Genomic DNA, 25,265 nt, shown 5'->3' on the forward strand with positions numbered 1-25,265 from the left:
TAAATGTACGAAATTCTTTTGGTTGTCTACTTAGTCGTTGCTTTAGCGTTAGTTGGAATGATTTTGATTCAACAAGGTAAAGGTGCCGACATGGGCTCTTCATTTGGAGCAGGTGCTTCAGCAACCGTTTTCGGTTCGTCTGGTGCTGGCAACTTTATGACAAAAACAACGACAGTACTTGCAACCGTGTTTTTCGTGTTAAGTATTGCGCTAGGTAACCTTACTGCAGGTCAGATAAAACAAACTGACCAGTGGGAAAATCTAGAAGCTCCTGCGGCAGTCACTGTCCCAGCAGCAACGGACGTACCAGCTTCTAACGAAGACTCGGACGTACCTAACTAAAAAAGATTTGCGAATGTGGTGGAATTGGTAGACACGCCATCTTGAGGGGGTGGTGAGCTATGCTCGTGGGGGTTCAAGTCCCCCCATTCGCACCAAATCATAAACCCGTAGCTTATGCTACGGGTTTTTTGTTTTTTACGATTCAAATTGCTATTCTCATTTGCTTTCTGTCTTACCGAGCGCTTTCAAATTACCACCCGTCAGTCGAGTTAAAAGAGCGTTGAATTTTTAATCCAACTGTAAATTTTTTGATATTTAAAGGTTGTGGTTTTTTGTATTAATTTATTTATGAAGTTTTTATTTCGTTTTATACATTAAATGAGTATAATGACCTTCCAGAGGAAAGAGGTGCGTATTACGCATCTTTTTTTATGTCTGTTTTTTATGCAGATGTGAGCGAGCAGCCTCCCTCAGGCTGAACACACACGGCGATTCCTTTGGAGATTTTATGACAACAGTTTTACCACGCGTTGGTCTATCTGCGCTAAGCGCTGCAATTTTAACAGCAGTGAGCTTACCTTCCTTTGCAGCTGAAGAAACTCAGGCTAAAAACACGACCTTTGAAAAAATAGAGGTAACAGCACGTAAACGTACTGAAAGCCTGTTTGAAACACCAACAGCGATCACCTCGATTGGCTCGGATGCCATTGAAAAAGGCAACATGAGTAATCTAGATGATATTGGTAAATTTGTTCCTAACCTAAATATTACCCGTTACGGCGTTGGTAATGCTGCCCATGCATCCGTATTTATCCGCGGTATTGGTCTTCAAGACCACGTAATTACGACAGATCCAGGCGTGGGTGTATATGTTGACGGTGTGTACTTAGGCCGCCAAATGGGGTCTAACTTATCTTTGCCGAATATTGAACGTGTTGAAGTCCTACGCGGGCCTCAAGGTACTTTGTATGGTCGTAATACGCTGGGTGGCGCGGTAAATATCATTACGAAAAAGCCGGGTAGTGAAGACATCGTGCGCGTTGAGTCAAAAGTAGGCTCTCGTGGCAGACTTGGTGGTGATATTTATACCAACCAAACGATCAATGATGAGTGGAGCTTTGTAGCCAATGCCTCTTATAAAGAGCGAGATGGTGTTGGTCATGCTGTTAATCTAGCAAACCCTGAAAAAGAAATCGGTGAAGAACAAGAAATGAGTGGCCGTTTAGCTGTTAAGTGGCAGCCAAGCAGTGACTTTAGTCTGAATGTTGCCCTTGATGCGGTAGACAATGAATCCGGCCAATCACCTTATACTATTGAAGTAACAGGTGGCCTTGATCCAAATGACCCGAATAATGGTGACTTTCCGTTGTTAAAGGAAAGCATGTTACCTGAGAACCCTGATGACTTAGGTTCAACGGTAGCAGGTATTGAAAGCACAGATTACTCAGGCTGGGGCGCTTCAGTCATTGCTGATTGGCAAGTGAATGACGAATATGCGGTTAAATTTATCACCAGTAAGCGTAGCTCAGATTATACGGGTGGTCTTGATGATGATGGTACGCCACTGCATTTATCTGAATTCCCTGAAGAAGGCGGTGCTGATCAGTTCTCAGTTGAATTTCAGTTAAATGGTACATTTGATTCTTGGGATTTTGTATCTGGCTTGTACTACTTCAATGAAGATGGTTTCACAGCATCGGCACCTTATGTTTATAGTCCGTTCAATACACCTTCAGCACCGGGCTCGTTTCGTATTGAGCAAGAAACGGATTCTTATGCCGCTTATTTTAATGCAAGCTTTGATATTACTGAGCGATTAAGCTTAGGTGGTGGCTTAAGATATTCAGAGGACTCTAAAGAGGCAAAAGCTGACTTTACGTACTTTGCAAAAAACGCAGAAGCTGAATTTGATGAAGTAACTTGGGACGTGAATGCGGCATATCAACTAAATCGTGATATGAACGTATACGCACAAATTCAAAAGGGTTATCAAAGTGGTGGCTTCCCGCCGCGTCCATTTGGTGGTGCTGATGCCTTTGTCTCATTTGATGAGACTAAGGCACTTAACTACGAGGTTGGTTTTAAAGGTCAAGTGCATGACCGTGTGTCTATGATGGTTGCTCTGTTTGTTACTGATTACACTGACTTGGCATTACCATTTAACGATCCGTCAAATGGGTTCAACACATATATTGAAAATGCGGGAGAGTCACGCGCGCAAGGTATTGAGCTAGAGACAACTATAGCAGTGACAGATGATTTCAGTATCCGCAGTTCAGTGGGTTATCTTGACTCAGAAATTACGCACGTTGATGATGGTGTTCAAGGTATCACAGTGGGGAACGCACCTGCATTGACACCGCGTTGGACTGTGATGGTTGCGCCGTCTTATTTTATGGACCTAGAATCGGGTGCAACCGTGGCTGTTAACGCTAGTTACTCTTACCGTTCAGATATGCAAGGTCAATCAGTGAATAATCCAAATGAATTCATTGAGTCTCGCGAGCTGTTTGGGTTTAACATCTCTTATACCAATAGCGAAGGTGATACAGAAGTTACCTTATACGGTGAAAACGTATTCAACGAAGTATATGATGTTGGTCGTTTACAACAAGCTGGCTTTGTTGGCATCATGCGCAGCAATGACCGCAGCGAGTTTGGTCTTAAGTTTAGAAAAGACTTTTGGCTAGATTAAGCAACTTATAAGAGGCCAGCTTCTGCTGGCCTTTTGCTGTTTGGGCAAAAGTGCGATGTTACTCTTTATTTGTTCAATGGCATTGAATAATCAATGACAGTCCTCTTAGATTCCCCTAAACTCTGACTTATATTCAGCTTCTTCAGTAGATTTAATGCAGTTTACAGTTCATACATTATCGCGACTCATGGATGGGATCAGTGCCATGTCGATTTCCACCAAAGGCATCGTGATTGAGACTAAATCGGTAAAAAAACTGTACACTTGGCAAATTCAATCTCAGCCTCCAGCTATTTTGCTCGGTAAAATTACACCTAAAATTCAAGTTTTTACGCCAGAGTCTAGCTTTAAAGTACGGATCCAAGGATGTGATTTAGAGGCAGCACAATTTGAATTACAAAAACTCTGGTTAAGCTCTCACGTTAATAAGTTGACGCAAAGCATCGCTAAACTTGAGTCGTTATTGGAAAAACGTTATTTGTCTCACGGCTTATTGCTTACAGCGCAAAAAATGACTTCAGAGTTGGCAGGTTACTGGTTGAATTGGTCGCTAGACAAACGTTTTGAAAGACATCTCGCTCAAACTCGCTTCACTTTAGAAGAAGTACACACGTGGCAGCAGCAAGATATAGATGAGTTTAGAGAAGCCTATATAAAAAAGCAGCTGCATGATTATGAAGTCTACTTTGATTCGGTTGCGTCCAAGCCATTGACCATAGCTCAGCGCAGAGCGTGTGTGGTTATTGATGAAAGGCAATTGTTACTCGCGGGTGCTGGTACGGGAAAAACCAGTGTGATGATCGCAAAAGTGGGTTATTTACTGAACGCGCAACTGGCAAACAGCGAACAAATTTTAATGCTTGCTTATGGCAAAGATGCCGCTGATGAAATGCAACAGAGGCTTAAAAACGCAAATTTTGATGCTACTTGCCGCACTTTTCACAGCCTAGGGACGTATATTTTAGGCGAAGTGGAAGGAAAGCCACCGACTCTTTCTCAGTTATGTCATAACGAAAAAAAGAAACAGCAATTTATCCACGATACATTGGTGTCTCTTTGCCAAGACCGCGCTTATGAGCAACGATTACAGCAGTTATTGATGGTGCATTTTGGATATAAGCCAGATGATAGGGAGCTAGACTTTTCTGTAAGTGCTGTGGCGCGATTAGTTAAGCAGTTTAGTGAACTAATAAGTTTGTATAAACAGGCTTCTAGCCTTGGCAGCTTACAAAACTTAGAAACAGAATTTGAAGATTTACTCAGTGTATTTCGTCCTGTCATCACGGAATATCAACTGTATCTTAATAATGAACAGACGATTGATTATGATGACATGATTAGTCGTGCAACTAAATATGTTAAAGAGGGACGCTTTAAGAGTCCTTGGGTGCATATTTTGGTCGATGAATTTCAGGATATATCCTTAGTTAGGGCTGAGTTGGTCAAGGCGCTGTTAGCACAGTATACACGAAGTCACTTATTTGCCGTTGGAGACGATTGGCAGTCGATTTATCGTTTCAATGGTGCCGATCTTGGGCTAACTACAAATTTTACGCATCACTTTGGTGCCTCTACAGTCATGCAATTGGATAAAACGTTTCGCTATGGTCAAGATTTACTCGATTTGGCCAGTCATTTTGTCTGCCAAAATCCACAGCAAATTGTCAAACAAGTTCGTGCGCAGAGGGTACCTGATGCCCCTTCTGTGGTGATCACGCCAGAAATGTCGACGAATGCTTACACCTTAGTGCTCAAGCAAATAGCCATGCGCCACTCAGGACATACATCAGTAATGATCCTTGCGCGTTACCATAAGCAGCTTCCTTCTAAAGAAGCGCTTATGTTGCTAAATGATCAGTATGCACAGCTTGATATTATTGCCATGACATTTCATGCGGCAAAGGGTAAAGAAGCTGACTTTACCATTCTAACAGGGTTAGATAAAAACTCTGTACCAGCAACGCGCCAAAATGACCGAATTATTGAGGCATTTCTTCCCCCACTAGAGGCCTACCCAAATGCTGAAGAGCGTCGTTTATTTTATGTGGCTTTAACCCGTGCAAAGCATCAAGCTTATATTATGTCTCCTAGTGAGCCGAGCATTTTTATTAAAGAGTTGGGCTCATAACTTTATAGTCCAACTAAAAATACAGAATGGCTAAATTTATAGAGTTTAAAGTTATTCGGTGCCCTCGATATTAAGTTTAACATCTAAAATCAGGCCTATATGCTTGATGCTTAATGAGATAAAACACGCAGTAAATAAGCCCTAGGGATGATAAACTATTTCATGGACTCTATTTTACCAATAGTGTGATTAAAGCTAAGGTGATACGCCATAAGTAAGCTGCAATACACAACTTTAGCATGCTCAAACAATGCGGTATCAAGCCAATTTCAATATTATTCTACCAAATGTAAACTTTTTGGTTGTTTTTTGAACTTCTAGACGATAAAAATGGCTTAGTTAATAAATTTAGTTAAACAACAATGAAGACAATCGCAGCTTTTTTAGATGCAAAAATCTCTATAAAATATGTGTTAGCTTTACTGTTAGGTTTATACCTTACTGATTTTTCAATTAAAAGTGACAGTGTTAGCGCTATACCGCAGAAGAAGCATGATCAAGAACATGTCTTTAGCAATCCTCTCGACGAGCATGTTGTAGAGACTGAGACAGAAGCTGCGGAAGAGTTCAAGTTCGTTGCGGATTCCACAGATATGTTCACGCCAGCCAATTTAGTAGATATAGCAAATCAGCATCCTTATCAGGATATGACCCCAAGCGCGGATGCGCCAGAGCAGCTCACAATTATGCAGTTGGAGGCTGAACTTGCGATAAAAGATTTTGAGCTATATATGCAAGCTATAAAGAACCAAGATGGCAAGCGAGTCAGTGCTGCTAAGCGTTTTTCTGATGAACCGATAGATCATCAGTGGGCTCAACGACAAGAGCAAAAATATGGTGAGTTGTTCAATGAAGATGCGTTAAGTATTTACCCATTTGAGAATACCCAATGTCGCAGCAATCAATGTGCAACTAAAGTATTTTTGCAAAGCGATGATGAGATACATGCATTATCTGAAGATTTAAATTCAGTATTGGATAAACAGTCTCAAGGACACGGCGCGTTGCCTGTGATGATTGAGCGAGATCCAGATTCAGATCACTTTACTGTTTATATAGCAAGAACCTTGAAGGGGTTTAATTTGTCTGGTGCTAAATAATGATAATAGCAAAAGAAAAATAAGAGGTAATGAGCTGGTATCTGTATCCAAGTTAATTTATCAACCATAGGTATAAATATATGACTTATGGCCAATATTCATCTTAAGGAGAAAAATATGTATAAGGTTTTAAAAAGCACTGCATTGGCGGCTTTATTAGTCGCTTCGGGTCAAGCGCTGGCTTGGACTTCAAATGACCCCAGTTTTACTGATAATTGTAGCTGGCAAGTAACTAGAACGCATAGCGCCCCGGGATTTTATGGTGTTGAATATAAAGCCATTGGCTCATGCAAGTATCGAAATAAGTTTATGAATTATAGACATCAAATGATCCATTATTGGTAATTTAAAAAACCGCGATAGTCGCGGTTTTTTATTACTTTACACGGCGCACTTATTCAGTGCACAGCTAAAGTGCGCTTTTATTCCGGAAAGATTTCACATGGTCTGCCAGGACCTCTTTGCGTCCAGCAAACACCGTTCGAGTTGCATATGTCAGTCGGTTGGATAGTACCCCCGCCTATTTGTGGCGTTGCTGCTTTTGGCAATGTATTGATATCTGAGTTGAGTTTTTTAATACTCTTTTTATTTAATTTTAAGTTCATGATTAGTTTCCTTCTATTAATTTAAATTATTTAAGGGTCTTGCGCAGGGTATAAAACAAATTTCCATTGGTAAATTATTACCCCAAATACGTTGATAACATATTTGTTACAAAGAAATCAAGGGTGATTTTTAGAGTAAGTAATCACATGAGTGTTTGGGTGAGATAGTGTTGCAGAGGGATGGTTTGTCGCCAGCAGATAATGCTGGCGACAAAAAAACATATTAGAAATTAAATGATGCTTTTGCGTATACAAATCGGCCATCTGTGTTGTACGCAGAAAACGCTGAATATGGGAAAATTTGGTTGAAGTTACTAAAACCAATGTTGCCAACAGTATCTTGCGGGTATTGGTCAAATAAGTTATTCGCGCCAACAGCAATACGCCATTGCTGGGTCATTTGATAAGCGACTTCTAAATCTGTTATCCATTTTGCATCTAGCACTTCATCTTTTTTTAGCGTGCTTGATGAATCTGTTGTTTCACCATAGCGGGTTGCCTTTAAAATAGCTGTCCAATCTTGGTATTGCCACGTGGCAACGAGATTAAGCTTATCTTTTGGCGTACCATCTTCGAAGCGTGCAATTTCTCTGCGAGCGAAATACTGGTACTCATCACCCAATGCAGCAAGCTCAGCAGGGTTGTCTTTAACATGCGTCACTTCTGTATCGTTAAGATTCAAAGCCGCACTTAAGCTCAGCTCACCTAAGGCGCTCAAATCAAAGCTATAAGTTGCTACAATATCAACACCTTGTGTGCGAGAGTCAATGGCATTGGTGAAGTACCTAACACGCTGTACATTATGCTCACCCGCACTTTTCAAAATGTCTTCAACAGCATCACCGCTTAAGTTCTCTGATAATACGATGCGGTCATCAATATCAATTCGATATGCATCGACAGTAAAACTGAAAGCATCATAAGTATAAATAAAACCAGCAGTTAAATTAATTGACTCTTCAGCATCGAGTGCTTTTGCACCCAGTGCTTGTGCCGCTGGTGTGTCTACAGGAAAAAGGCCCACTTCATTTGGTATGCCATTTTCGAATACAGTACTGACGGACTTATATGTTGATTGCGCAAGTGATGGGGCTCTAAATCCTGTGCTAATCGCACCTCTAAATGACAAGGCGTCATTAAACTCATAACGCGTGGCAAGTTTACCAGTCAATGTAGAGCCAAAATCGCTGTAATCTTCGAAGCGTGCTGCAGCAACAAGGTTCCATTTTGCCGTTAAATAGGTATCCAGCTCTGTGAATACAGCAATGTTGTGACGAGATTCATCAACCGCACTGGCTGGTGAAAAGCCGGCCATAACTTGTGCGCCGCCTGCGGCAACAGGGATACCTTGCGCATCTAAAACAGTGAGGTAAGAGGCCTCTTCACCGACTTTAATTTGGTATGACTCATTGCGATATTCAGCACCGACAGTGATGAATACTTCCTCATATAAACCTAAATCAATACTGTTTTTAGCATCAAAGTTCAGCGTTAATTGATCATAGACTAAGTCACCATTGTCAAAGTCTGTTGGGCTTTGCGCACCCATTGATGTATTTAAGCTGTTAGTGACACCAAAGCTAAATTGGTTACGGCCGTAGTTAATACTACTGTCTAAGTCCCAGCCTGCGGTATGAGATGTGATACCCGCTGCAACAGCAAAGTCGTCTACTTGCGTAGTGATCTGTGGTAAAAATCCATTTGGGTATATTTCAACAACGTTTCTGCCATCTTGAGGGCGACGGAAGAAACCACCTGAGTTACCTTCGCGCTCGGAGTAGCTACCAAAAGAGTATAGGGATAATGTATCGCTTAGGTCATACCCTGCGTTGTAAAAGAAAGCGACATCTTCTATATCCGCTTTACCAAACCTGTGATTATATCGCTCGGCATCAAATTCTCTCGGGTCAAAATTACCCGCATCATCTTTGGCGTATTGTGCTCGTGGGTCAAATCCAGAACGGTTAGAAGGCGCTTTGTTACGCATCTCAGCACTTAAATGGACAAATCCATTATCACCAAGAGGTAGGCCAATATTGCCACTTAAGGTACCTGTATTACCGTCGCTGATGCGGCGATCTTCACCAAGATCGAATGCAAGCTCGCCATCATCACCTTGATATACGCGCTCTAACTGTTTTGCCCCTGCCATTTGGGTGTCATATTTACCGTAGGTAAAGTTGAGTGAACCGCCTTCGTCAGCATCTTTTAAGACTATATTAATGACACCAGCAATCGCATCTGAGCCATATTGTGCTGCTGCGCCATCTCTCAGTACTTCAATTCTTTTAATCGCCGCAGTTGGGATCATATTTAAATCAACAGCAGAGGAGCCTCGGCCCACAGTACCATTTAGATTTAATAGGGCACTTGAGTGACGACGCTTACCGTTAACTAGTACGAGGGTGTGATCGGGTGCCAAACCTCTTAAAACAGCTGGGCGAGCATGATCTGTGCCATCTGCTAGTTGTGAATTAGGGAAGTTAAAGCTAGGAATAAGGGTGGTTAATACTTGGCTTAATTCAAGCTGACCAGAGCTGTTAATTTCATCCAAACTGATGATATCTACTGGTACCGTGCTTTCAGCTATGCTGCGTAAGCTTCGTCTGGTACCCGTGACTTCGATGACTTCCGGCTTAAGCTCAGGAGACTGGCTTGATGATGCGTGTGCCTTAAATGTGAAAGCAGGTGCAGAAGCTAATATCAGGCTGACTGACGCTGCCAAGAAGCTTGGTTTTAACATTGTATATCCTAGCAAGTTGATTTCGGTATTCTGAGAAGCTCAATGAATGAGACTAATTCTTTATAGAGGAGGGGATACTAAAGAGTAATTTATGCGTCGTTAAATTCATTTTTGTTATAGTTTATAACTTCTAACTTTTGGCTATTTTATTAGAAAGATAGTGCTACCACTTGGTTTCAAATAATTAATAAAATTAAATGGTTTGGCGTCTTTCGTGGTTAATTTTAACATTTATAATCTTGTTGATATTTGGAATACCGTATTATTTTATCTACAGAGATGCTTTGTAAATTTTTCTAAAGTCTTCTTTATATCGCCTCGATAAATTAATTTCATCCCCTGAAGTTAAGGTGATCACGCCATCACCACTCGATGTATAGCGCACAGACCTTATGGATTGGTTATTGATGGCGAAACTGCGATGAACACGCGTCACATGACTATTTTCTAATTCAGTGCATAGGCGGTTTAGTGTGTGTCTCAATGGGTAAACTCGGCCTCGGCTATGTAAATTAACGTAGTTACCACATGCTTCATACCACTCGATATCGGCTACTTTGACTTGGTATTCACTACCTTGCTTTTTAACAATAAATTGCATAATTGACGCAGTGGCTTCTGGCTGTTCAATCATGTTGAGTTGTGTGCTAATTATCCACTTTGCGCTGTGGTAGCAGAGATAGATACTAATGTAAGTAAGTACGTCCTTACGGTACTCGTAAATAAATTCAGTGTAGTAATTTCCAAAGTCATAGTCTCTTCCAAGCAATATGTATACGACATGTCGGCATAAGACCATAAGCAGCACATGACAGATAGAAAATAAAAAAGAGGTGCTGATGTGAACAGTGACCTGCTTCAAAAGCCCATTTGCACGAGGCGGAAATCGCTTAAAAAAAATAAATAATGCAGGCAGTAACAAGAATAATGATAAGGCGCTTGAATATTGCCATGCAAAGGGCTCCCAAAGTTGTATGGTTGGTGTTCCATTTCTATTTTGCTCTGTCCAATTTGAAAACGCATTGATGGTGTTATTAATCAAAACGTAGAGCACAATGGCTGCGTAGCCACACCAAGTTGTATGTTGCTTTATGATTTTTGTTATCCACATCTCAACTTATCCCTAATTCCCACCGCTTATCACTATATCCATGAATTTCAATAAGCTAGGTGATTTACTTAGGTCGTTATTTAAACATATAAACACCTTAATGTAATCGGAGGATGTATGATTGAGTCGAACTTTTCTCGACAGTGGTATCTAGACTGGGTAAGAGTGGGGGCGTTTGCAATACTCATTTTATATCATGTCGGGATGTACTATGTAGAAGGGTGGGCGTTTCATATTAAAAGTGCGAACACTTCTGTGCTATTACAAGATTTGATGTTGTTAACTAACCCTTGGCGTATGTCTTTACTGTTTTTTATTTCGGGCATTGTCTTTGCCTACTGCGAGCGGAAGATGTCGACATGGACTCTGTTTAAGGCTAAATTTATCCGTCTGTTTATACCGCTGGTATTTTCCATGTATATCGTGGTTGCGCCGCAATTGTATCTAGAAGCGTCTGGCAAGGGGTTGATAGATATGACATTCATTGAATTTTGGTTCGCTTATATCAATCCCAATACGGTGCTGTTACCTGAATATCAATCTATCATTGGGTTACTAACATGGAATCACCTCTGGTTTTTAGCTTATTTGTGGACATATTGCGTCTGTTTGTTGCTGATTTTTAAACTGCTTCCCGTTCACCATTTCTTTCATCTATGTCTGACGCGATTATCGCCAGCGTTTGCATTTGTGCTTGTGGTCAGCTTTATTTTTTGTGTCTGGTTCAGTTTGCGAGCCAATTACCCATCAACACATGCATTGATTGATGACTGGTATAATCATGGCAAGTACTTTTGCGTCTTCTTTTCTGGATATTGCTTTGCGCTATTGCCCCAGTTTAAAGCGAGCGTGATTGCACAGCGCCATACTTTATTGATACTCGCCTTATTGGGATATAGCTTTATTATTATGGACAAGCACGGGGTTTTATATGAACTCGCGCAGCACTTCGATACGAGCATTTGGGTAAAGTGCTTGTATGGCGTGATACTCAGTATCAATCACTGGGCATGGATATTGATGTTGATTGGTTATGGTGCCAAGCATTTGGATAAATCTAGCGATAAGCTGGCGTATGCAACTGGGGCTATTTTGCCTTGGTATATATTACACCAAACACTGATTATGATTGCTGCTGTTTGGCTTAAGCCCTATGGTATATCAATCATTTGGGAAGGGGTATTGATTGTTTTATTCACTGTGATGGGGTGCTATGTGGGATATGAGATAATAAAGCGATCAGGTCCAATTAAAATACTTTTTGGTTTACCGAGTTTATCTAAATAGATTTTCATATCGCCAGCAATATTGCTGGCGAGTAGCAAATTCACAGGCTTTTGATTTTTTTATCTACTTGGTAGCCCTCGTCCGTTACGATCCTCTCAAGGACTGCAACACGGTCTTTTAAATGTGCGAGCTCAGTTTTGAGCTGATCGCTCTCTTGTTTATTAATCCCGCTTTGTTTTTTAGCTTGTAAGTACTTGCCATATAGATCGCTTATCACGCCAAAGCCGACACTAACAAGTACGATTAAAAACACCATAGTTGTACCAGACATAAGCCTAATCTCCTTAACTTTAATTGCTTTAATAATAGCTGATATGTGTGTTGAGTATAGTGACAAGTGTCAGATTAAATGTAAGAGAAAATGAAAGGTGGAGGCTTTGCTATACCCTGCGTATTTAGGGTATAGCAAAATCAGAATGCTTTACTCGTAAGTAAGTGGATCTGTAGCTTTATTGAGTTCAAATGCTTCCAAGCGTTCTTGGCATGCGCCACATTTACCACACGCTTTTTCACGGCCATTGTAACAAGTCCATGTGTGGCTGTAGTCTAATCCCATATTTAAGCCATCGGTTAATATATCGATTTTAGTATTGTTTAAATATGGGCAGACGATTTCTACTTCATCGTAGTTAGCAATACGACACACATCATCCATCTTTTTGACAAATTCAGGTCTGCAATCTGGATAGATAGCGTGATCACCAGAGTGAGCACCATAAAAAACTTTATTGGCCTTTAAAGACACCGCATAGCCCACAGCCAGAGACAGTAAGATCATATTACGATTCGGCACTATTGTGCTCTTCATGCTTTCCTCTTCGTAGTGGCCTTCAGGCACTTCGATGTCATCGGTTAGCGATGATCCTGCAAGAAGCTGGTTGATTGCAGATATATCAACAATTTTATGTGCTACGTTTAAACTGTCACAGACATTTTTAGCGACTTCTAACTCTTTGACATGTCGTTGTCCGTAATTGAAAGACAGCGCATAGACTTCATGACCCTCTTGGAGGGCTTTGTTTAGCACGGTGTAAGAATCCATGCCACCAGAATAGATAACAACGACTTTTTCGCTCATAAGAGATACCTCGGATAAATGCCTCAGGTTTTGCCTCGATTTTAATAGAGGTTTGCTTCAGGGCGCGATATAATACACGGCCGCTGAAAAAATGACAATTTTAGCAGGTTATTTTCGCAAAATATATTGAGTAGTTTGGAGCTGTTTTGTACAAAATTAATGAAGTTTTTGAAACCATCCAAGGTGAAGCAAGCTTTACGGGCACCCCTTCTATTTTTGTTCGCTTACAAGGCTGTCCTGTTGGATGTGCTTGGTGTGACACAAAGCAAACCTGGGATGTGAATCCAACGTATTTGGTGAGCTTGGAGAAAACGGTTGAGAAAAAAGCAGACTCAGAGTGGTGGGCGAATGCCACACCGCAGGAGATAATTACTCAATTTGAAGAGCGTGGCTATACAGCAAAGCATATCGTGATCACTGGCGGGGAGCCTTGCATGTACGACTTGCATGAGCTGTGTAACTCACTGCATGACGCAGGATACACCACACAGGTCGAGACCAGTGGTACGTTTGAGATTTTGGTACCGAAAGAAACTTGGGTAACCGTGTCACCCAAGATTAATATGCGTGGTGGGTATGACGTACTGACGTCAGCGATGCAAAGAGCGGATGAGATAAAACACCCAGTTGCCATGCAAAAGCACATTGATGAGCTAGAAGCTTTGTTTGAGCAAACAGGGGTAAGGCCTAAGCTGATTTACTTGCAACCCATAAGTCAAAAAGCCAAAGCAACTAAATTGGCCATAGACACGTGTGTTAAGAAAAACTGGCGCTTATCAATTCAAGTACATAAGTATATCGGGATCAACTAACGACTACACATCGGGCAAAGCTGGTGTACAGAGTGTATTTAAAAGCGGTGAAATACCGCTTTTTTGCTTAATAGCACTCAGAACTTCCCATCTCGATTATGCGTTCGGTTTCTCCGCTGTTATTAAAAATATATAAGCCTTTATTAATATCGTTGAGTACTTGGCGCCAATTGTCTTTCTTTTTGCTCAGGGCAAAAAATAAGTTGTTATAGCGCAGTGCGGGTTCAACATCTTCTAGTGCACGTAACAGGGTGACCTTTTCTGATTTAGAAAGGTTTGAGTAACTTACAGTAAAGCGCAAGACTTTAGGGTCCCCAATGATCAGATCAACCCGCTTGCCTACCAATAGCTTAACCAGTTGTAAGTCATCCACGGCTTTGACTATCACAAATTCACCATTGTCCATCATAGCGTCAAACTCAGGTGTATTTTGATAACCTCGTACCACCCCTATGGTAGTTCCTTTTAGATCATTGAGATTCCCTTTAAACTTGTCGCGCTCGCCACGGCGTTTAATAAAACCAATTTCTCCACCTGGGTATGCATTCGATAATGCCAGTAGCTCTCTTCTGGTTTTCTTTGGGAAATTATCAGATGGGGATGCATCTTCGATGAAGTATTCAGGAAACAAAATATCAGCTTGGCCAGACTCTACAGCCTTGACCGCTCTGGCCCATGGTAAAAACTCGACATAAACTGGGTAACCTTGGTCAACCAGCAACGCGATAGTAAACTGAAACACCCAGCCTTTATTACATAATTGATCGCCGATATAGGGCGGCCAGTCTAGGGTAACGAGATGAAGTTGTTCTTTGCTTGGGGTTTTACTGAATAAGTAGCCATTTTTATATGACTCGCCAGCAATCATTTGATATTGCCCAGATTTGAAGAAGCCGACTTGTAAATTTGCATTCACAAGTGCTGAAAACAGAATAGAAAAGCCAAAAATTAGGCTCATTACAAACTTCATGTGACTAAATCCTATTTAAATACTACTTTTTCTGTTCTACATATCAGTGCCGAGTAGGCGATAAGTCGACAACTGTACAATATAAACAGAGTTTCATGACGCCATTGATATAAGTGTTTTAATTTTCACAGTAAAAACATAGACAACGATTAGCTGTGATGACAGGTGTATTGTTTATTTACTTAGTCTAGTCAGGATCTTGAGAAAGGTGAAAGAGAATGTAATCAGATTAAAAGGCCAGCGAGTAGCTGGCCTTGAGATTTATCAGTTGCTTACTGAACAAGCTCTTGCTCGCTGAATTCATCAGCAAACATTGGGCTAGATAAATAACGTTCAGTTGCACTTGGTAGAATGACGACGATGTTTTTGTCAGCGTTTTCAGGTTTTTCTGCAATACGTTTTGCTGCAACCACAGCGGCACCAGAAGAAATACCTACTAGAATACCTTCGTCTTTCATTAATTGATGTGCCATCGCGATTGCATCTTCATTGGATACTAGCTCTGCGCCATCAATTAATTCTAAATCTAGGTTACCTGGGATAAAGCCTGCACCGATACCTTGGATTTTGTGAGGACCTGGTTTTACTTCTTCGCCAGCAAGTGTTTGAGAAATTACTGGAGAGTCACTTGGCTCAACAGCGATTGATTTAACATCGAGACCTTTTTCAGTTTTTAGATAACGGCTCACACCTGAAATAGTACCACCAGTACCAACACCTGCTACGAAATAATCGATATTGCCTTCTAGTGCATCGAAGATTTCAGGACCTGTTGTTTCGAAGTGGATTTTCGGGTTAGCTGGGTTTTCAAACTGCTGTAAAAGTACGTACTTTTCAGGATCGCTTGCTAAGATTTCGTTCGCTTTTTCGATTGCGCCTTTCATGCCTTTAGCACCTTCAGTCAGTACTAAATTCGCGCCTAATGCTTTTAATAGCTTACGACGCTCAAGGCTCATCGTATTTGGCATAGTTAATGTAAGCTTGTAACCGCGAGATGCAGCAACAAAAGCCAGCGCAATACCTGTGTTGCCAGAAGTTGGCTCGATTAGTTCTTTCCCTTCACCAAGTAAACCTTGTTTTTCAGCTTCCCAAATCATAGAAGCGCCGATACGGCACTTAACGCTGAAGCTTGGGTTGCGTGACTCAACTTTTGCGTACACGTTACCACCAGTAACACGATTAAGTTTAACGATTGGTGTTTGGCCTATTGCTAGACTGTTATCTGAAAATACTTTTGACATAATGTTCCCTTGAAATGAGCTTAGGACTATTCGTAATATTTAATATAGCCACACTTTACTGGTCATATAGCAAAACAAGAAGTAAAGAATGGCTATAAGATATATTAAAAAAGCTTATAGCTATAATGAATAAAAAACAAACTATTAATTACTATGAGGAATTAGCAGTTTGGCAATTTAACGTAACCACGCATAGCTGAATTTGGCAAAGAAGGTTTTACTGTCCTTGGTGATATTACTCAGGTCATCATCTTTATAGCCGCTGTCAGAGTAGCCAACAAATAGCACAGTTTCTGGATTGAGCTTGTAGGCATACAATAATTGTGTGCTTAGCTTTTTGTATTGGCTATCAACATCGTCGATATACTTTTGCTGATTGCGCTCTATGTCTAGATTGATCAAGGCTAATCTCACATAGCTGTTGATGCCAAATTGATAAGTAAATCTTGCATCTGATAAATTCGCTGTGTAGACATTGTCGCTTTCATGCTCTAATCGCTCATAGGTGTGGCGCAGCTTGACTTCAAAATGGCGGCCTAAATTGAAGTCGAGTGTAGGCTTGACAATATATCGCTGACCTAACCGGTTATTCGCAATGTCTAACTTATTACCTGTGTTGAGTGTCAGGCCTGCAAATACACCCGCTTTGGGCTTCATTTCTAGATACATCCACTGAAAATTTTCAGTAAACATATCGGTATTGCCATCGATATTGAGCAGTGATTCGTCATGGCGCTGGCCAGTACGTTTTCTGTGATCAAAACCAAATTGAATGGTACTTTGCAATGGGCCCTGTACTTTGAAATTGGATTGAACTTCTTTTTCTAACAGCTCGCCATCTTCATTATGAGTGATATCCCAATCACTATACCAATTTGCTCTGTTCCACCAATTGCTCTCGTCTCCATACCAGCGATACTCAAATCCGGTCACGAATTTATTAAAGTCGACTTGAGAAACAAAGCCTAAGTCAGCACGCATTGCGCTGTCGTAGTTGCGGTAAGAGCCAAATGCTCGCCAGTATTTACGGTTATGTTCATAGCTGGCGTAATAACCAGTACCTCTTTGCTCATCTTGGTTTTGGACACGCAAAACACTTTCGTCAATATCACATGACTCGATTGGGTCGTCATCACATAACTCATTTATAAAGTGTTGGTCATATTGCGTGTCAGTGCCGATGGCCTGCAATTTAATTGTATCGTGTTTGGTAGGGCGGTATTTTGCGTCAATACTTACAAGGTGATTTTGGTAGTCTTCACTTTGCCTTAATGTGCTGGTGGCACCGACAGAGAGTCCATCTCCCTTATCGTAGCGATATCTAAAAGCAGCGTTTTCACTCTTTTGCTCAAGAGACACGATGCTTGAGCCAAGGTTGCCTGGGATTAACACATGTGTCGCATCATCATTAGCAATAAACCCAGCAAACGTATGTCCGCTTTGGCTACTAGTCGCCTTTACACCATAGTCTGGTGCAGATACGTTACGTGTATGGACTAAGTTGAGATGAGACGAGAAATAGTCACTGTTTTCTAAGAAAAACGCACGCTTTTCTGGGAAGAATAAACTAAAACTATTATTAACGCTCAGTTGCCCTGTATCTGCTTCGACCTGAGAAAAGTCTGGGTTAAGGGTTAAATTTAACGTGGTGTCGGGGGTGACTGCCCATTTTACATCTAAACCTGGGTCGTAACTTGTTTCACTTTCAAAGTCTGGGACACTTGCACCATCAATATCGCGAGTTTGAGCGTGTGTGACAGCGAGTGCGGGTGTAATAGTGAGGTTGCTACTTTGCTTGGCAGACGCAAATCCGCTTACCGTAGGCATTTGGCATATCCAACAGCTATTATTATGATCTAGCTGCATATTGGAAATTCTCAGGCGCTCACTCCTCGGTAAAAAGCGTAAAAATTCCATCGCCATTTTTTTACTGCCCGGTGAATCATTGAAGTTGAGCACTCTAAGCGGGATCTTGACCTCTACGCGATAACCGTCTTCTGTAATTTCCCCTTTACTTGACCAGATACCATGCCATGACGCGTTATCGTTTTTGGTTAGCTCATTTTCAATTGAGTCCATCTGCACGCCAAGTGGATTAATAAAAAACTGATAAGCATTTTGGCTAGTATTTAAAGAGTCTATTTTTATACCAACTAAATCGTCGTTCCAAATTTTATCCCTATCTCTGTAATGGGCTCTAATTTCTGCCGGTTTTGCATCTTTAGCAATAAAGGCGATATAGAGTGCTTCGCCATTTTCATATATATATGCTGTTGTTGATACTGGACTTGGTATGTTGTCATGAGGCCAAGTGACATTGTTTATTGTAATTTCCTTTGCTGATTGCCAAACAGATTCATCGATTTTGCCATCAATAGAAGCTGCTTGCGCAATAAACGGGATTTCAATGGCTTGTGGTGCTGCTGCAATATTAAATGACAACAGTAAAGCACATGTAAGGGTGGTACTTCTGAACATGATAGGTGATTTTTTCGCAGAAACTTTAGGGTGTTAATTTAATAATAATAGTATAAAAGCAACAATTCATTATCGTTGAACAGCGTTAATATCAGGTGAAATCAAGTGAACACACTGAACTTAAAGTATCGAATTTGTATACCTATGAGGTAAAAGCTGGTAAAAAGGGGTTTGGTTTAAATGTAGATCGGGCAAACTATGTCTCTAATAATAAAACTCATCGCCGGTATCCTTGGCGGTATCTTGGCAGGTTTGTACTTGCCTTTGGGTCTGACTGAGCTGCTATATACAGCAAAAGTGATTATAGGCCAGCTAATTAGCTTTACAATTCCTTTGATTATCTTATTTTTTATCGCTTCTGGTATTGCCGGTTTACCTAAAACATCTGGGCACCTTTTAGGTAAGACGGTGGGCTTTGCATATAGTTCTACGGTCATTGCCGGTACGCTTGCTGTATTACTCGTATTATTTGCTACTGGCTTCTTTGAAGGCAGCATCGTCTATGAAGCGGCTAAAGGCGCTGAGCTCAAAGGGTATATTCAGTTAGAAATTCCACCAATTATGAGTGTAATGACTGCATTAGCAGCTGCGTTTATTTTTGGTATTGGCATTAGTCAATTAAACTTAGGCCAGTTGAAAGATGTAGTCGATCAAGGCCGAGATGTGATTGATGCTTTGTTGGCTAAAGTAATAATTCCTGCATTGCCGTTTTATATTGCGGGTGTTTTTGCTGAAATGGCCGTTGCTGGCACGGTTGTTGATACTCTTAGTACATTTGGTGTGGTATTAGTGGCTGCGGTTGGTATGCATTGGCTATGGCTTACAACATTGTTCATTGTAACAGGGCTTATGCTAAAACGAAGCCCGTTGGAATTGGTCAAAAATATGTTGCCGGCTTATTTCACCGCAATTGGTACTATGTCTAGTGCAGCAACCATCCCGGTTTCGTTAAGAGCGAGCAAAGCAAATGGTGTTTCAGAAGAAGTGGCAAACTTTTCTGTTCCCTTATGTGCTACAATTCATTTATCCGGTTCAACGATAACGATTGTGACATGTGCTATGGCGGTGATGTTTTTATCACCAACGATGGCCATTCCATCATTACTAGAAATGTTGCCGTTCATATTTATGCTTGGGGTTGTTATGATTGCAGCGCCTGGCGCACCTGGTGGCGCGGTCATGTCGGCACTGGGCTTGTTAACGTCGATGCTGGGTTTTGATGAAAGTGCGATTGCATTGATGATTGCACTCTATCTTGCGCAAGACAGCTTCGGTACTGCTTGTAATGTGACGGGGGATGGTGTGATTGCATTGTGGGTGAACCGATTCTCTGAAAAAGCAGAGTAGCCAATATCAAATCTAGTAATATAGTCGTATATTAATAGATTGGCTTAATGTAACTGATTATGCTTTGTGAAATTATATGTTAATCTCGCAAAGCAAATCGAAAAGATTTTTTACCAAGGGCTAGCGTGAGGATGTTCCATTGATTAACGTACTTTTAGTTGATGATCATGAACTTGTAAGGACTGGAATTAAGCGTATCTTAGATGATGTGCGTGGTTTCAAGGTGGTCGGAGAGGCTAAAACTGGGGAAGAAGCGGTTACTTTTTGCCGCCAAAATGAACCTGATATCGTATTAATGGACATGAATATGCCGGGGATCGGTGGCTTAGAAGCGACGAAGAAAATCTGTCGTTATTGTCCTGATGTGAAAGTAATAGTACTCACAGTGCACTGTGAAGACCCATTTCCGAGCAAAGTGATGCAAATTGGCGCACACGGCTATTTAACTAAAAGTGCAGGTCCAGATGAAATGATCAATGCGATCCGCTCTGTCAACTCAGGACAGCGTTATATTGCACCTGAAATTGCACAGCAAATCGCATTGGCGCAGTTTAGTGGCAAAGTGGATGAAAATCCATTCCAGTCGTTGTCAGATCGAGAACTGCAAATTATGCTCATGATCACTAAAGGTGAGAAAGCACAAGATATTGCCGAACGATTAAATCTAAGTTCCAAAACAGTGAATAGCTACCGCTATAGAATGTTTGAAAAATTAGATGTCAGTGGCGATGTAGAGCTGACTCATTTAGCGATTCGTCATAAAATGATTGATATTGATAGTTCACGTTAATCAACTTCATTTGAATGGCTGATTTTGATCACAAATCGTTTTTAAAAACATTGTCTACAGAACCTGGTGTCTATCGTATGTATGATAAAGAGCACCAGGTGATATATGTTGGTAAAGCTAAAAATTTAAAAAAGCGAGTAAGTAGTTACTTTCGCTCGAACATACCTGATAGTAAAACGCGTGTATTAGTGAGTAACATCGATAATATCGAAGTTACGTTGACAAATACTGAAACTGAAGCGCTGTTACTCGAAAATAATTTAATAAAAAAATACCAACCTAGATACAATATCTTACTTCGAGACGATAAGTCGTATCCCTACATTCTTCTCACTGACCATAAACATCCACGGATTGCATTTCATCGTGGGGCCCGAAAACAAAAGGGCGAATATTTCGGCCCGTTTCCTAGTAGCGCAGCTGTTTCAGAAAGCTTGCGTCTAATGCAAAAAATATTTCCAGTTCGCCAATGTGAAGATGCGTATTATCGCGCTCGAAGCAGGCCTTGTTTGCAATTTCAATTAAAGCGTTGCTCAGCGCCGTGCGTTGATAAAGTGTCGCAAGGTGAATATGCAGAGCAAGTCGATTTAGTTAGGCAGTTTTTGAGTGGCAAGTCTCATTTAGTTATAGAGTCCCTGGTGAGCAAAATGGAAAGTGCGAGTATAGCACTCAACTTTGAGGCGGCCGCTAAGTATCGAGACCAAATAGCGCTATTAAGACAAATGCAGGAACAGCAATCTGTTGCTGGTAATTTTGCAGAAATGGATGTGGTTGGTTTTGCACAGCGTAATGGTTTGTCTGCAATCCATATGTTGATGATCCGCGATCATAAGATTTTAGGCAGTAAAACGTATTTTCCAAAGGTACCAAAGGACTCTTCAGAGGATGAAATCTTAACTTCTTTTGTTGGACAGTATTATGTGTCAAATGGTTCTAATGCACGAATTGCAAATGATATCGTGTTGCCATTTGAGTTGTCTGAGCAAAAAGAGCTAACCGAGGCGCTCACGCAGCTTGCACAGCGTAAAGTACATGTGCGAACCAATGTTCGGGCCGAGCGTGCAAATTATTTAGCATTAGCAACTAAAAATGCCATCAATAGCATTATGGTTAAGCAAAGCACGCAAGATGCCGTTAGCAAACGCTACGCGTTATTGAAAGAAGCGGTGGGGTTAACTGATATTAATCGCATGGAGTGTTTCGATATCAGTCATACAATGGGTGAAAATACCGTTGCCTCTTGTGTTGTATTTGATGCTCAAGGCCCCAATACAAAAGAGTATCGCCGCTATAATGTCACCGGTATCACGCCAGGAGATGATTATGCTGCAATGGACTTTGCTTTGAAGAAGCGTTACTCAAAAGTCACAGATGAGTCCAAAGTACCTGACATCATCTTTATCGATGGGGGAAAAGGTCAATTAGCGAGAGCTGAAGCCTTCTTTGAACACTGGCAATTGGAAAAAATACCTATGCTAATTGGTGTTGCTAAAGGCACTAGTCGCAAACCGGGATTGGAAACACTGTTGTTTGACGCTGGCCGTAAAACAATTAATTTAGAAAGTGACTCACCCGCACTGCACTTAATACAGCACATTAGAGATGAGTCGCATCGATTTGCTATTGCCGGTCATCGCAATAAGAGACAAAAGCAAAGAACTCAGTCTGTATTAGAAGAAATAGGTGGAGTAGGTAATAAACGTCGTCAAGCGTTATTGAAGTATTTAGGAGGATTACAGGGCGTTAAATCTGCAAATATTCAACAATTAGGGCAAGTACCTGGGATCAGTCCGCAGTTGGCTGAAAAGATATTTAACCATTTGCATGACAAAGCTTGATACTTCATGCGAACATATAAAAAAAGTTTTCTTTAAGTAGTTATGTGGAATATTCCAAACACGCTAACAACATTTAGGTTGTTTCTCATCCCAGTATTTGCTGTGGTGTTTTATTTACCGTATTCATGGGCATTTTTTGCAGCGGCATTTATTTTCTGGTTGGCATCAGTGACAGATATTTTAGATGGTTATTTGGCCCGTAAATTAAATCAGTCTACACCTTTTGGTGCTTTTTTAGATCCAGTCGCTGATAAGGTCATGGTGAGCGTTGCGCTTGTGATGATTGCTGCTCATTATCAAAATGTATGGATCACATTTGCTGCAGTTGTGATTATTAGTCGTGAAATAGTCATATCAGCCCTTCGAGAGTGGATGGCTGGAATTGGTAAAAGAGCGAGCGTAGCTGTGTCCTCTTTGGGTAAGTTTAAAACTGCCGCGCAGATGCTGGCGATAATAGGATTAATTTGGCAGTTTTCACCTTGGATGTTGATGCTTAGTTATATGCTATTAGCAACAGCGACCATATTGACGGTAGTCTCTATGATGCAGTATTTGAATGCTGCCAAGGGCGAATTGCTCAAATCTTAATTGATATTGAGCAATTATAGGTCGGTTTAGATAAAAAATAAGCAAACAGTTAAAAACATTCATTTTTTATATTGACGCAATCAAGAAGTTCTGTAGAATGCGTCCGTGTTGAGAGACAACAGTCATCAAAACGAAACGTAATTAAAGCACATTAGTTTGCTTTAACATTATGTTGCGAGTATAGCTCAGCTGGTAGAGCGCGACCTTGCCAAGGTCGAGGTCACGAGTTCGAACCTCGTTACTCGCTCCAACTTTTGATGCTGAATTGACGGCGGAATGGCAGAGTGGCCATGCAGCGGATTGCAAATCCGTCTACCTCGGTTCGACTCCGGGTTCCGCCTCCATTTTCTCAATATTATCCACATGCGAAAGCAACCCGATGCCCGGGTGGTGGAATTGGTAGACACAAGGGATTTAAAATCCCTCGCTGGTAACAGCGTGCCGGTTCAAGTCCGGCCCCGGGCACCACTTTACTTCACCTTTTATTTCTTTCTTATTATTCAAAATGTAATGTATTTCTCGTTACGTAATCGTTTTTCATCTAGGCATAGCTGTCGAAGAATTGTGCGGGCGGGTATCAAGAATGGCGTATAGACGTGAATAATCAACGGGTGAGCCCCGTTGATTGGTTAATTCACAGCGAATAGGAGTCATTTGTTAAATTATAATTGAGTCAGCATAATTTAAATTGGTTACCTAACAGTCCTTTTTAGTTAGGTAGTGAGAAAAACTCTAGCATCAGTTTAAAGTGCCCTGTTCCGAAGTATTCACTCGATATGATCTTACCATGACCACTTACGTAATCTCCTTCATATGAATGCACAAGCTCTCCTTCCATAACGACTTGTCGACTATTTTTAGCCCAGTAAATTCTAATACCTTGCTTGGTTCCTCTAAAAGTATCAAAGTAGTCATTAAATTCACGCTCTTTGCCTTTTAATGGGTTTAATTCGAAGTCAACGTTCTCGCTTAACTCCTGCCCATATGAACTGAAGACAGCTAGCTGAAAGGTATCATTGATGATGGTGTCAAAATCCCACCATGGCTTGTCTGAGGACTTTAATTCGGAACTTGCAGCAAGTAATGGCACTTCAAAGCTTAATGCTTTTAAAACCTGTTCAGTTGACTTTTGCTGATTATAGATCCGCTCAATAATTGCGATCTCTTGAGGGGTGAGGGCATGCTCTTCTTCATGCTCATACTCCGTAATTGATTTTGCAATGAGGTGATCTTCAAGCGACTCTAATACCTTGTCTGTGATCTTAACCTTATTCATACCGATATCGTCTCATTTATTTTATTGCTGTGAGTGAGAAAGTATATGTCGAAGTCCACTTGCGGACTGTTGCCTATTTCTAGGCTTAAACCGGATTCTTCGACTCGTTTTGATAGTTTACTAACAAACCTTGAAATATAGGTGATGGCGGCATTGCCTTTAAAGCCATGACGCTCACCCAGTTGCTTTTGAGTAAGTGCATTTTGTCTAAAAGACAGTGAAAAAAAGTCATAAAATAGTGCTTGCTTTTTTTTGTCTTCTTCCTGTGCGATCGTTTCCAATAAAAGATTGATAAATAACCGTGCATTTTTATCCATTTTAGCCACTTGATCAGGGGAAGGCTGATCACTTGGCATCAATTCATAAATATTACTGCTTGAACCATCAGCGCTACTATTACTCTCATAGAGGTGAACAATTTGTACTGAACGTCCTTCCTCGGGGGCTTTTGCTTGCTCCGAAGCAGACTTCCTACGGTATGTGACATTACTGCCCATATCTAAATAGACGCTTTCAAATGCACGATATGTATAAGCTTTTAAAACATGGTTAAAATCTTTTTGAGCATTGAGCTTTTGTTTCTCGTTATTACTACAAGAGCTATCGTTATCCTCTTGCTTAGTCGCTTTTATCACTTTTAACAATGTCTCTTGAATAAGTGCTTCAGTGTCGATTCTATGATCAGTAATCGCTTTTTTTCGAAGCAAAAACTTTATAAACTTATATGCTTCTTGTACGGCTTGTTTGTTATCAAACCACATCCATACCCCCTTTGATTGTTGCTGTATCCCTTCTATCATTCGTTTCTTTTACACTACTAGGAATAGCTTGAAAATTGCTTGTGATATAACAACTTCTCTATAAGTTTCAGCATATTGTTTTTATTCCTAATGGAT

At 40.9% G+C, this 25,265-nt stretch carries 21 protein-coding genes and 4 tRNA genes; 15 read left to right on the top strand and 10 right to left on the bottom strand.

Going from position 1 to position 25,265, the window contains the following annotated elements:
* Window positions 1-3: 3 nt before the first annotated feature.
* The 6 genes from secG to N477_RS11345 all read left to right on the top strand — a co-directional run bounded on the left by secG (window position 4) and on the right by N477_RS11345 (window position 6,550).
* A complete protein-coding gene (secG, locus tag N477_RS11320; protein WP_063360647.1) occupies window positions 4-342 on the top strand; it encodes a preprotein translocase subunit SecG in 339 nt (112 codons plus the stop codon).
* Between the two features lie 9 nt (window positions 343-351).
* Window positions 352-437: transfer RNA gene (locus tag N477_RS11325), tRNA-Leu, on the top strand.
* Between the two features lie 353 nt (window positions 438-790).
* On the top strand, window positions 791-2,977 hold the full coding sequence (locus N477_RS11330) for a TonB-dependent receptor (RefSeq protein WP_063360646.1): 2,187 nt from the start codon (window positions 791-793) through the stop codon (window positions 2,975-2,977).
* A 154-nt stretch (window positions 2,978-3,131) separates the two neighbouring features.
* Window positions 3,132-5,105, top strand: a complete 1,974-nt coding sequence (locus tag N477_RS11335; protein ID WP_063360645.1) for a UvrD-helicase domain-containing protein — start codon at window positions 3,132-3,134, stop codon at window positions 5,103-5,105.
* 362 nt (window positions 5,106-5,467) lie between these two features.
* Entirely contained in the window at window positions 5,468-6,205 is a 738-nt protein-coding gene (locus N477_RS11340; RefSeq protein ID WP_063360644.1) for a hypothetical protein, read from the top strand.
* Between the two features lie 117 nt (window positions 6,206-6,322).
* On the top strand, window positions 6,323-6,550 hold the full coding sequence (locus N477_RS11345; protein WP_063360643.1) for a hypothetical protein: 228 nt from the start codon (window positions 6,323-6,325) through the stop codon (window positions 6,548-6,550).
* 77 nt (window positions 6,551-6,627) lie between these two features.
* Here the strand turns inward: N477_RS11345 and N477_RS11350 are convergent, their stop codons facing one another.
* The 3 genes from N477_RS11350 to N477_RS11360 form a co-directional block, all read right to left on the bottom strand.
* Entirely contained in the window at window positions 6,628-6,810 is a 183-nt protein-coding gene (locus N477_RS11350; protein WP_063360642.1) for a hypothetical protein, read from the bottom strand.
* 223 nt (window positions 6,811-7,033) lie between these two features.
* Window positions 7,034-9,553 (bottom strand): TonB-dependent receptor plug domain-containing protein, encoded by a 2,520-nt coding sequence (locus N477_RS11355; protein ID WP_063360641.1) that lies wholly within the window; start codon window positions 9,551-9,553, stop codon window positions 7,034-7,036.
* 271 nt (window positions 9,554-9,824) lie between these two features.
* Window positions 9,825-10,664 (bottom strand): LytR/AlgR family response regulator transcription factor, encoded by an 840-nt coding sequence (locus N477_RS11360; protein ID WP_063360640.1) that lies wholly within the window; start codon window positions 10,662-10,664, stop codon window positions 9,825-9,827.
* Window positions 10,665-10,781: 117 nt separating this feature from the next.
* On the opposite strand from N477_RS11360, the gene N477_RS11365 reads away from it, so the two are divergent.
* Window positions 10,782-11,951: an acyltransferase family protein gene (locus N477_RS11365; protein ID WP_063360639.1), complete on the top strand. Its 1,170-nt coding sequence runs from the start codon at window positions 10,782-10,784 to the stop codon at window positions 11,949-11,951.
* Window positions 11,952-11,991: 40 nt separating this feature from the next.
* Here N477_RS11365 and N477_RS11370 read toward each other — a convergent pair whose 3' ends face one another.
* Window positions 11,992-12,222 carry a hypothetical protein gene (locus N477_RS11370; RefSeq protein ID WP_063360638.1) on the bottom strand — a complete coding sequence of 77 codons (231 nt, stop codon included), beginning with the start codon at window positions 12,220-12,222 and terminating at the stop codon, window positions 11,992-11,994.
* A 150-nt stretch (window positions 12,223-12,372) separates the two neighbouring features.
* Window positions 12,373-13,029, bottom strand: coding sequence for a 7-cyano-7-deazaguanine synthase QueC (gene queC / locus N477_RS11375; RefSeq protein WP_063360637.1), 657 nt, complete (start codon window positions 13,027-13,029; stop codon window positions 12,373-12,375).
* Window positions 13,030-13,175: 146 nt separating this feature from the next.
* Between queC and queE the strand changes: the two genes are divergently transcribed.
* On the top strand, window positions 13,176-13,841 hold the full coding sequence (gene queE / locus N477_RS11380; RefSeq protein ID WP_063360636.1) for a 7-carboxy-7-deazaguanine synthase QueE: 666 nt from the start codon (window positions 13,176-13,178) through the stop codon (window positions 13,839-13,841).
* A 67-nt stretch (window positions 13,842-13,908) separates the two neighbouring features.
* Here the strand turns inward: queE and N477_RS11385 are convergent, their stop codons facing one another.
* The 3 genes from N477_RS11385 to N477_RS11395 form a co-directional block, all read right to left on the bottom strand.
* Window positions 13,909-14,799 (bottom strand): substrate-binding periplasmic protein, encoded by an 891-nt coding sequence (locus N477_RS11385; protein ID WP_155731872.1) that lies wholly within the window; start codon window positions 14,797-14,799, stop codon window positions 13,909-13,911.
* A gap of 284 nt (window positions 14,800-15,083) precedes the next feature.
* Window positions 15,084-16,052, bottom strand: a complete 969-nt coding sequence (gene cysK, locus N477_RS11390) for a cysteine synthase A (RefSeq protein WP_063360635.1) — start codon at window positions 16,050-16,052, stop codon at window positions 15,084-15,086.
* 177 nt (window positions 16,053-16,229) lie between these two features.
* Window positions 16,230-18,530 carry a carbohydrate binding family 9 domain-containing protein gene (locus N477_RS11395; RefSeq protein ID WP_063360634.1) on the bottom strand — a complete coding sequence of 767 codons (2,301 nt, stop codon included), beginning with the start codon at window positions 18,528-18,530 and terminating at the stop codon, window positions 16,230-16,232.
* Between the two features lie 198 nt (window positions 18,531-18,728).
* On the opposite strand from N477_RS11395, the gene N477_RS11400 reads away from it, so the two are divergent.
* From N477_RS11400 to N477_RS11430, 7 genes are all read left to right on the top strand, one after another.
* The gene (locus tag N477_RS11400) at window positions 18,729-19,877 is read left to right on the top strand and encodes a dicarboxylate/amino acid:cation symporter (protein ID WP_063360633.1); all 1,149 of its coding nucleotides are present in this window, start codon (window positions 18,729-18,731) and stop codon (window positions 19,875-19,877) included.
* A 139-nt stretch (window positions 19,878-20,016) separates the two neighbouring features.
* Entirely contained in the window at window positions 20,017-20,667 is a 651-nt protein-coding gene (gene uvrY, locus N477_RS11405; RefSeq protein WP_023398753.1) for a UvrY/SirA/GacA family response regulator transcription factor, read from the top strand.
* A 14-nt stretch (window positions 20,668-20,681) separates the two neighbouring features.
* The gene (gene uvrC, locus N477_RS11410) at window positions 20,682-22,505 is read left to right on the top strand and encodes an excinuclease ABC subunit UvrC (RefSeq protein ID WP_063360632.1); all 1,824 of its coding nucleotides are present in this window, start codon (window positions 20,682-20,684) and stop codon (window positions 22,503-22,505) included.
* Between the two features lie 42 nt (window positions 22,506-22,547).
* Window positions 22,548-23,093, top strand: coding sequence for a CDP-diacylglycerol--glycerol-3-phosphate 3-phosphatidyltransferase (gene pgsA, locus N477_RS11415; protein WP_063360631.1), 546 nt, complete (start codon window positions 22,548-22,550; stop codon window positions 23,091-23,093).
* A gap of 174 nt (window positions 23,094-23,267) precedes the next feature.
* Window positions 23,268-23,343: transfer RNA gene (locus tag N477_RS11420), tRNA-Gly, on the top strand.
* A gap of 20 nt (window positions 23,344-23,363) precedes the next feature.
* Window positions 23,364-23,437 (top strand) — tRNA-Cys (locus N477_RS11425).
* A gap of 37 nt (window positions 23,438-23,474) precedes the next feature.
* Window positions 23,475-23,561, top strand: a tRNA-Leu gene (locus N477_RS11430).
* 241 nt (window positions 23,562-23,802) lie between these two features.
* Here N477_RS11430 and N477_RS11435 read toward each other — a convergent pair.
* Window positions 23,803-24,369 carry a hypothetical protein gene (locus tag N477_RS11435; protein ID WP_063360630.1) on the bottom strand — a complete coding sequence of 189 codons (567 nt, stop codon included), beginning with the start codon at window positions 24,367-24,369 and terminating at the stop codon, window positions 23,803-23,805.
* Window positions 24,366-25,169 carry a hypothetical protein gene (locus N477_RS11440; RefSeq protein ID WP_155731867.1) on the bottom strand — a complete coding sequence of 268 codons (804 nt, stop codon included), beginning with the start codon at window positions 25,167-25,169 and terminating at the stop codon, window positions 24,366-24,368. The genes N477_RS11435 and N477_RS11440 overlap by 4 nt, the downstream gene beginning before the upstream one ends.
* Window positions 25,170-25,265: the final 96 nt, after the last annotated feature.

Source organism: Pseudoalteromonas luteoviolacea H33-S, from assembly GCF_001625695.1.
GTDB lineage: Bacteria > Pseudomonadota > Gammaproteobacteria > Enterobacterales > Alteromonadaceae > Pseudoalteromonas > Pseudoalteromonas luteoviolacea_B.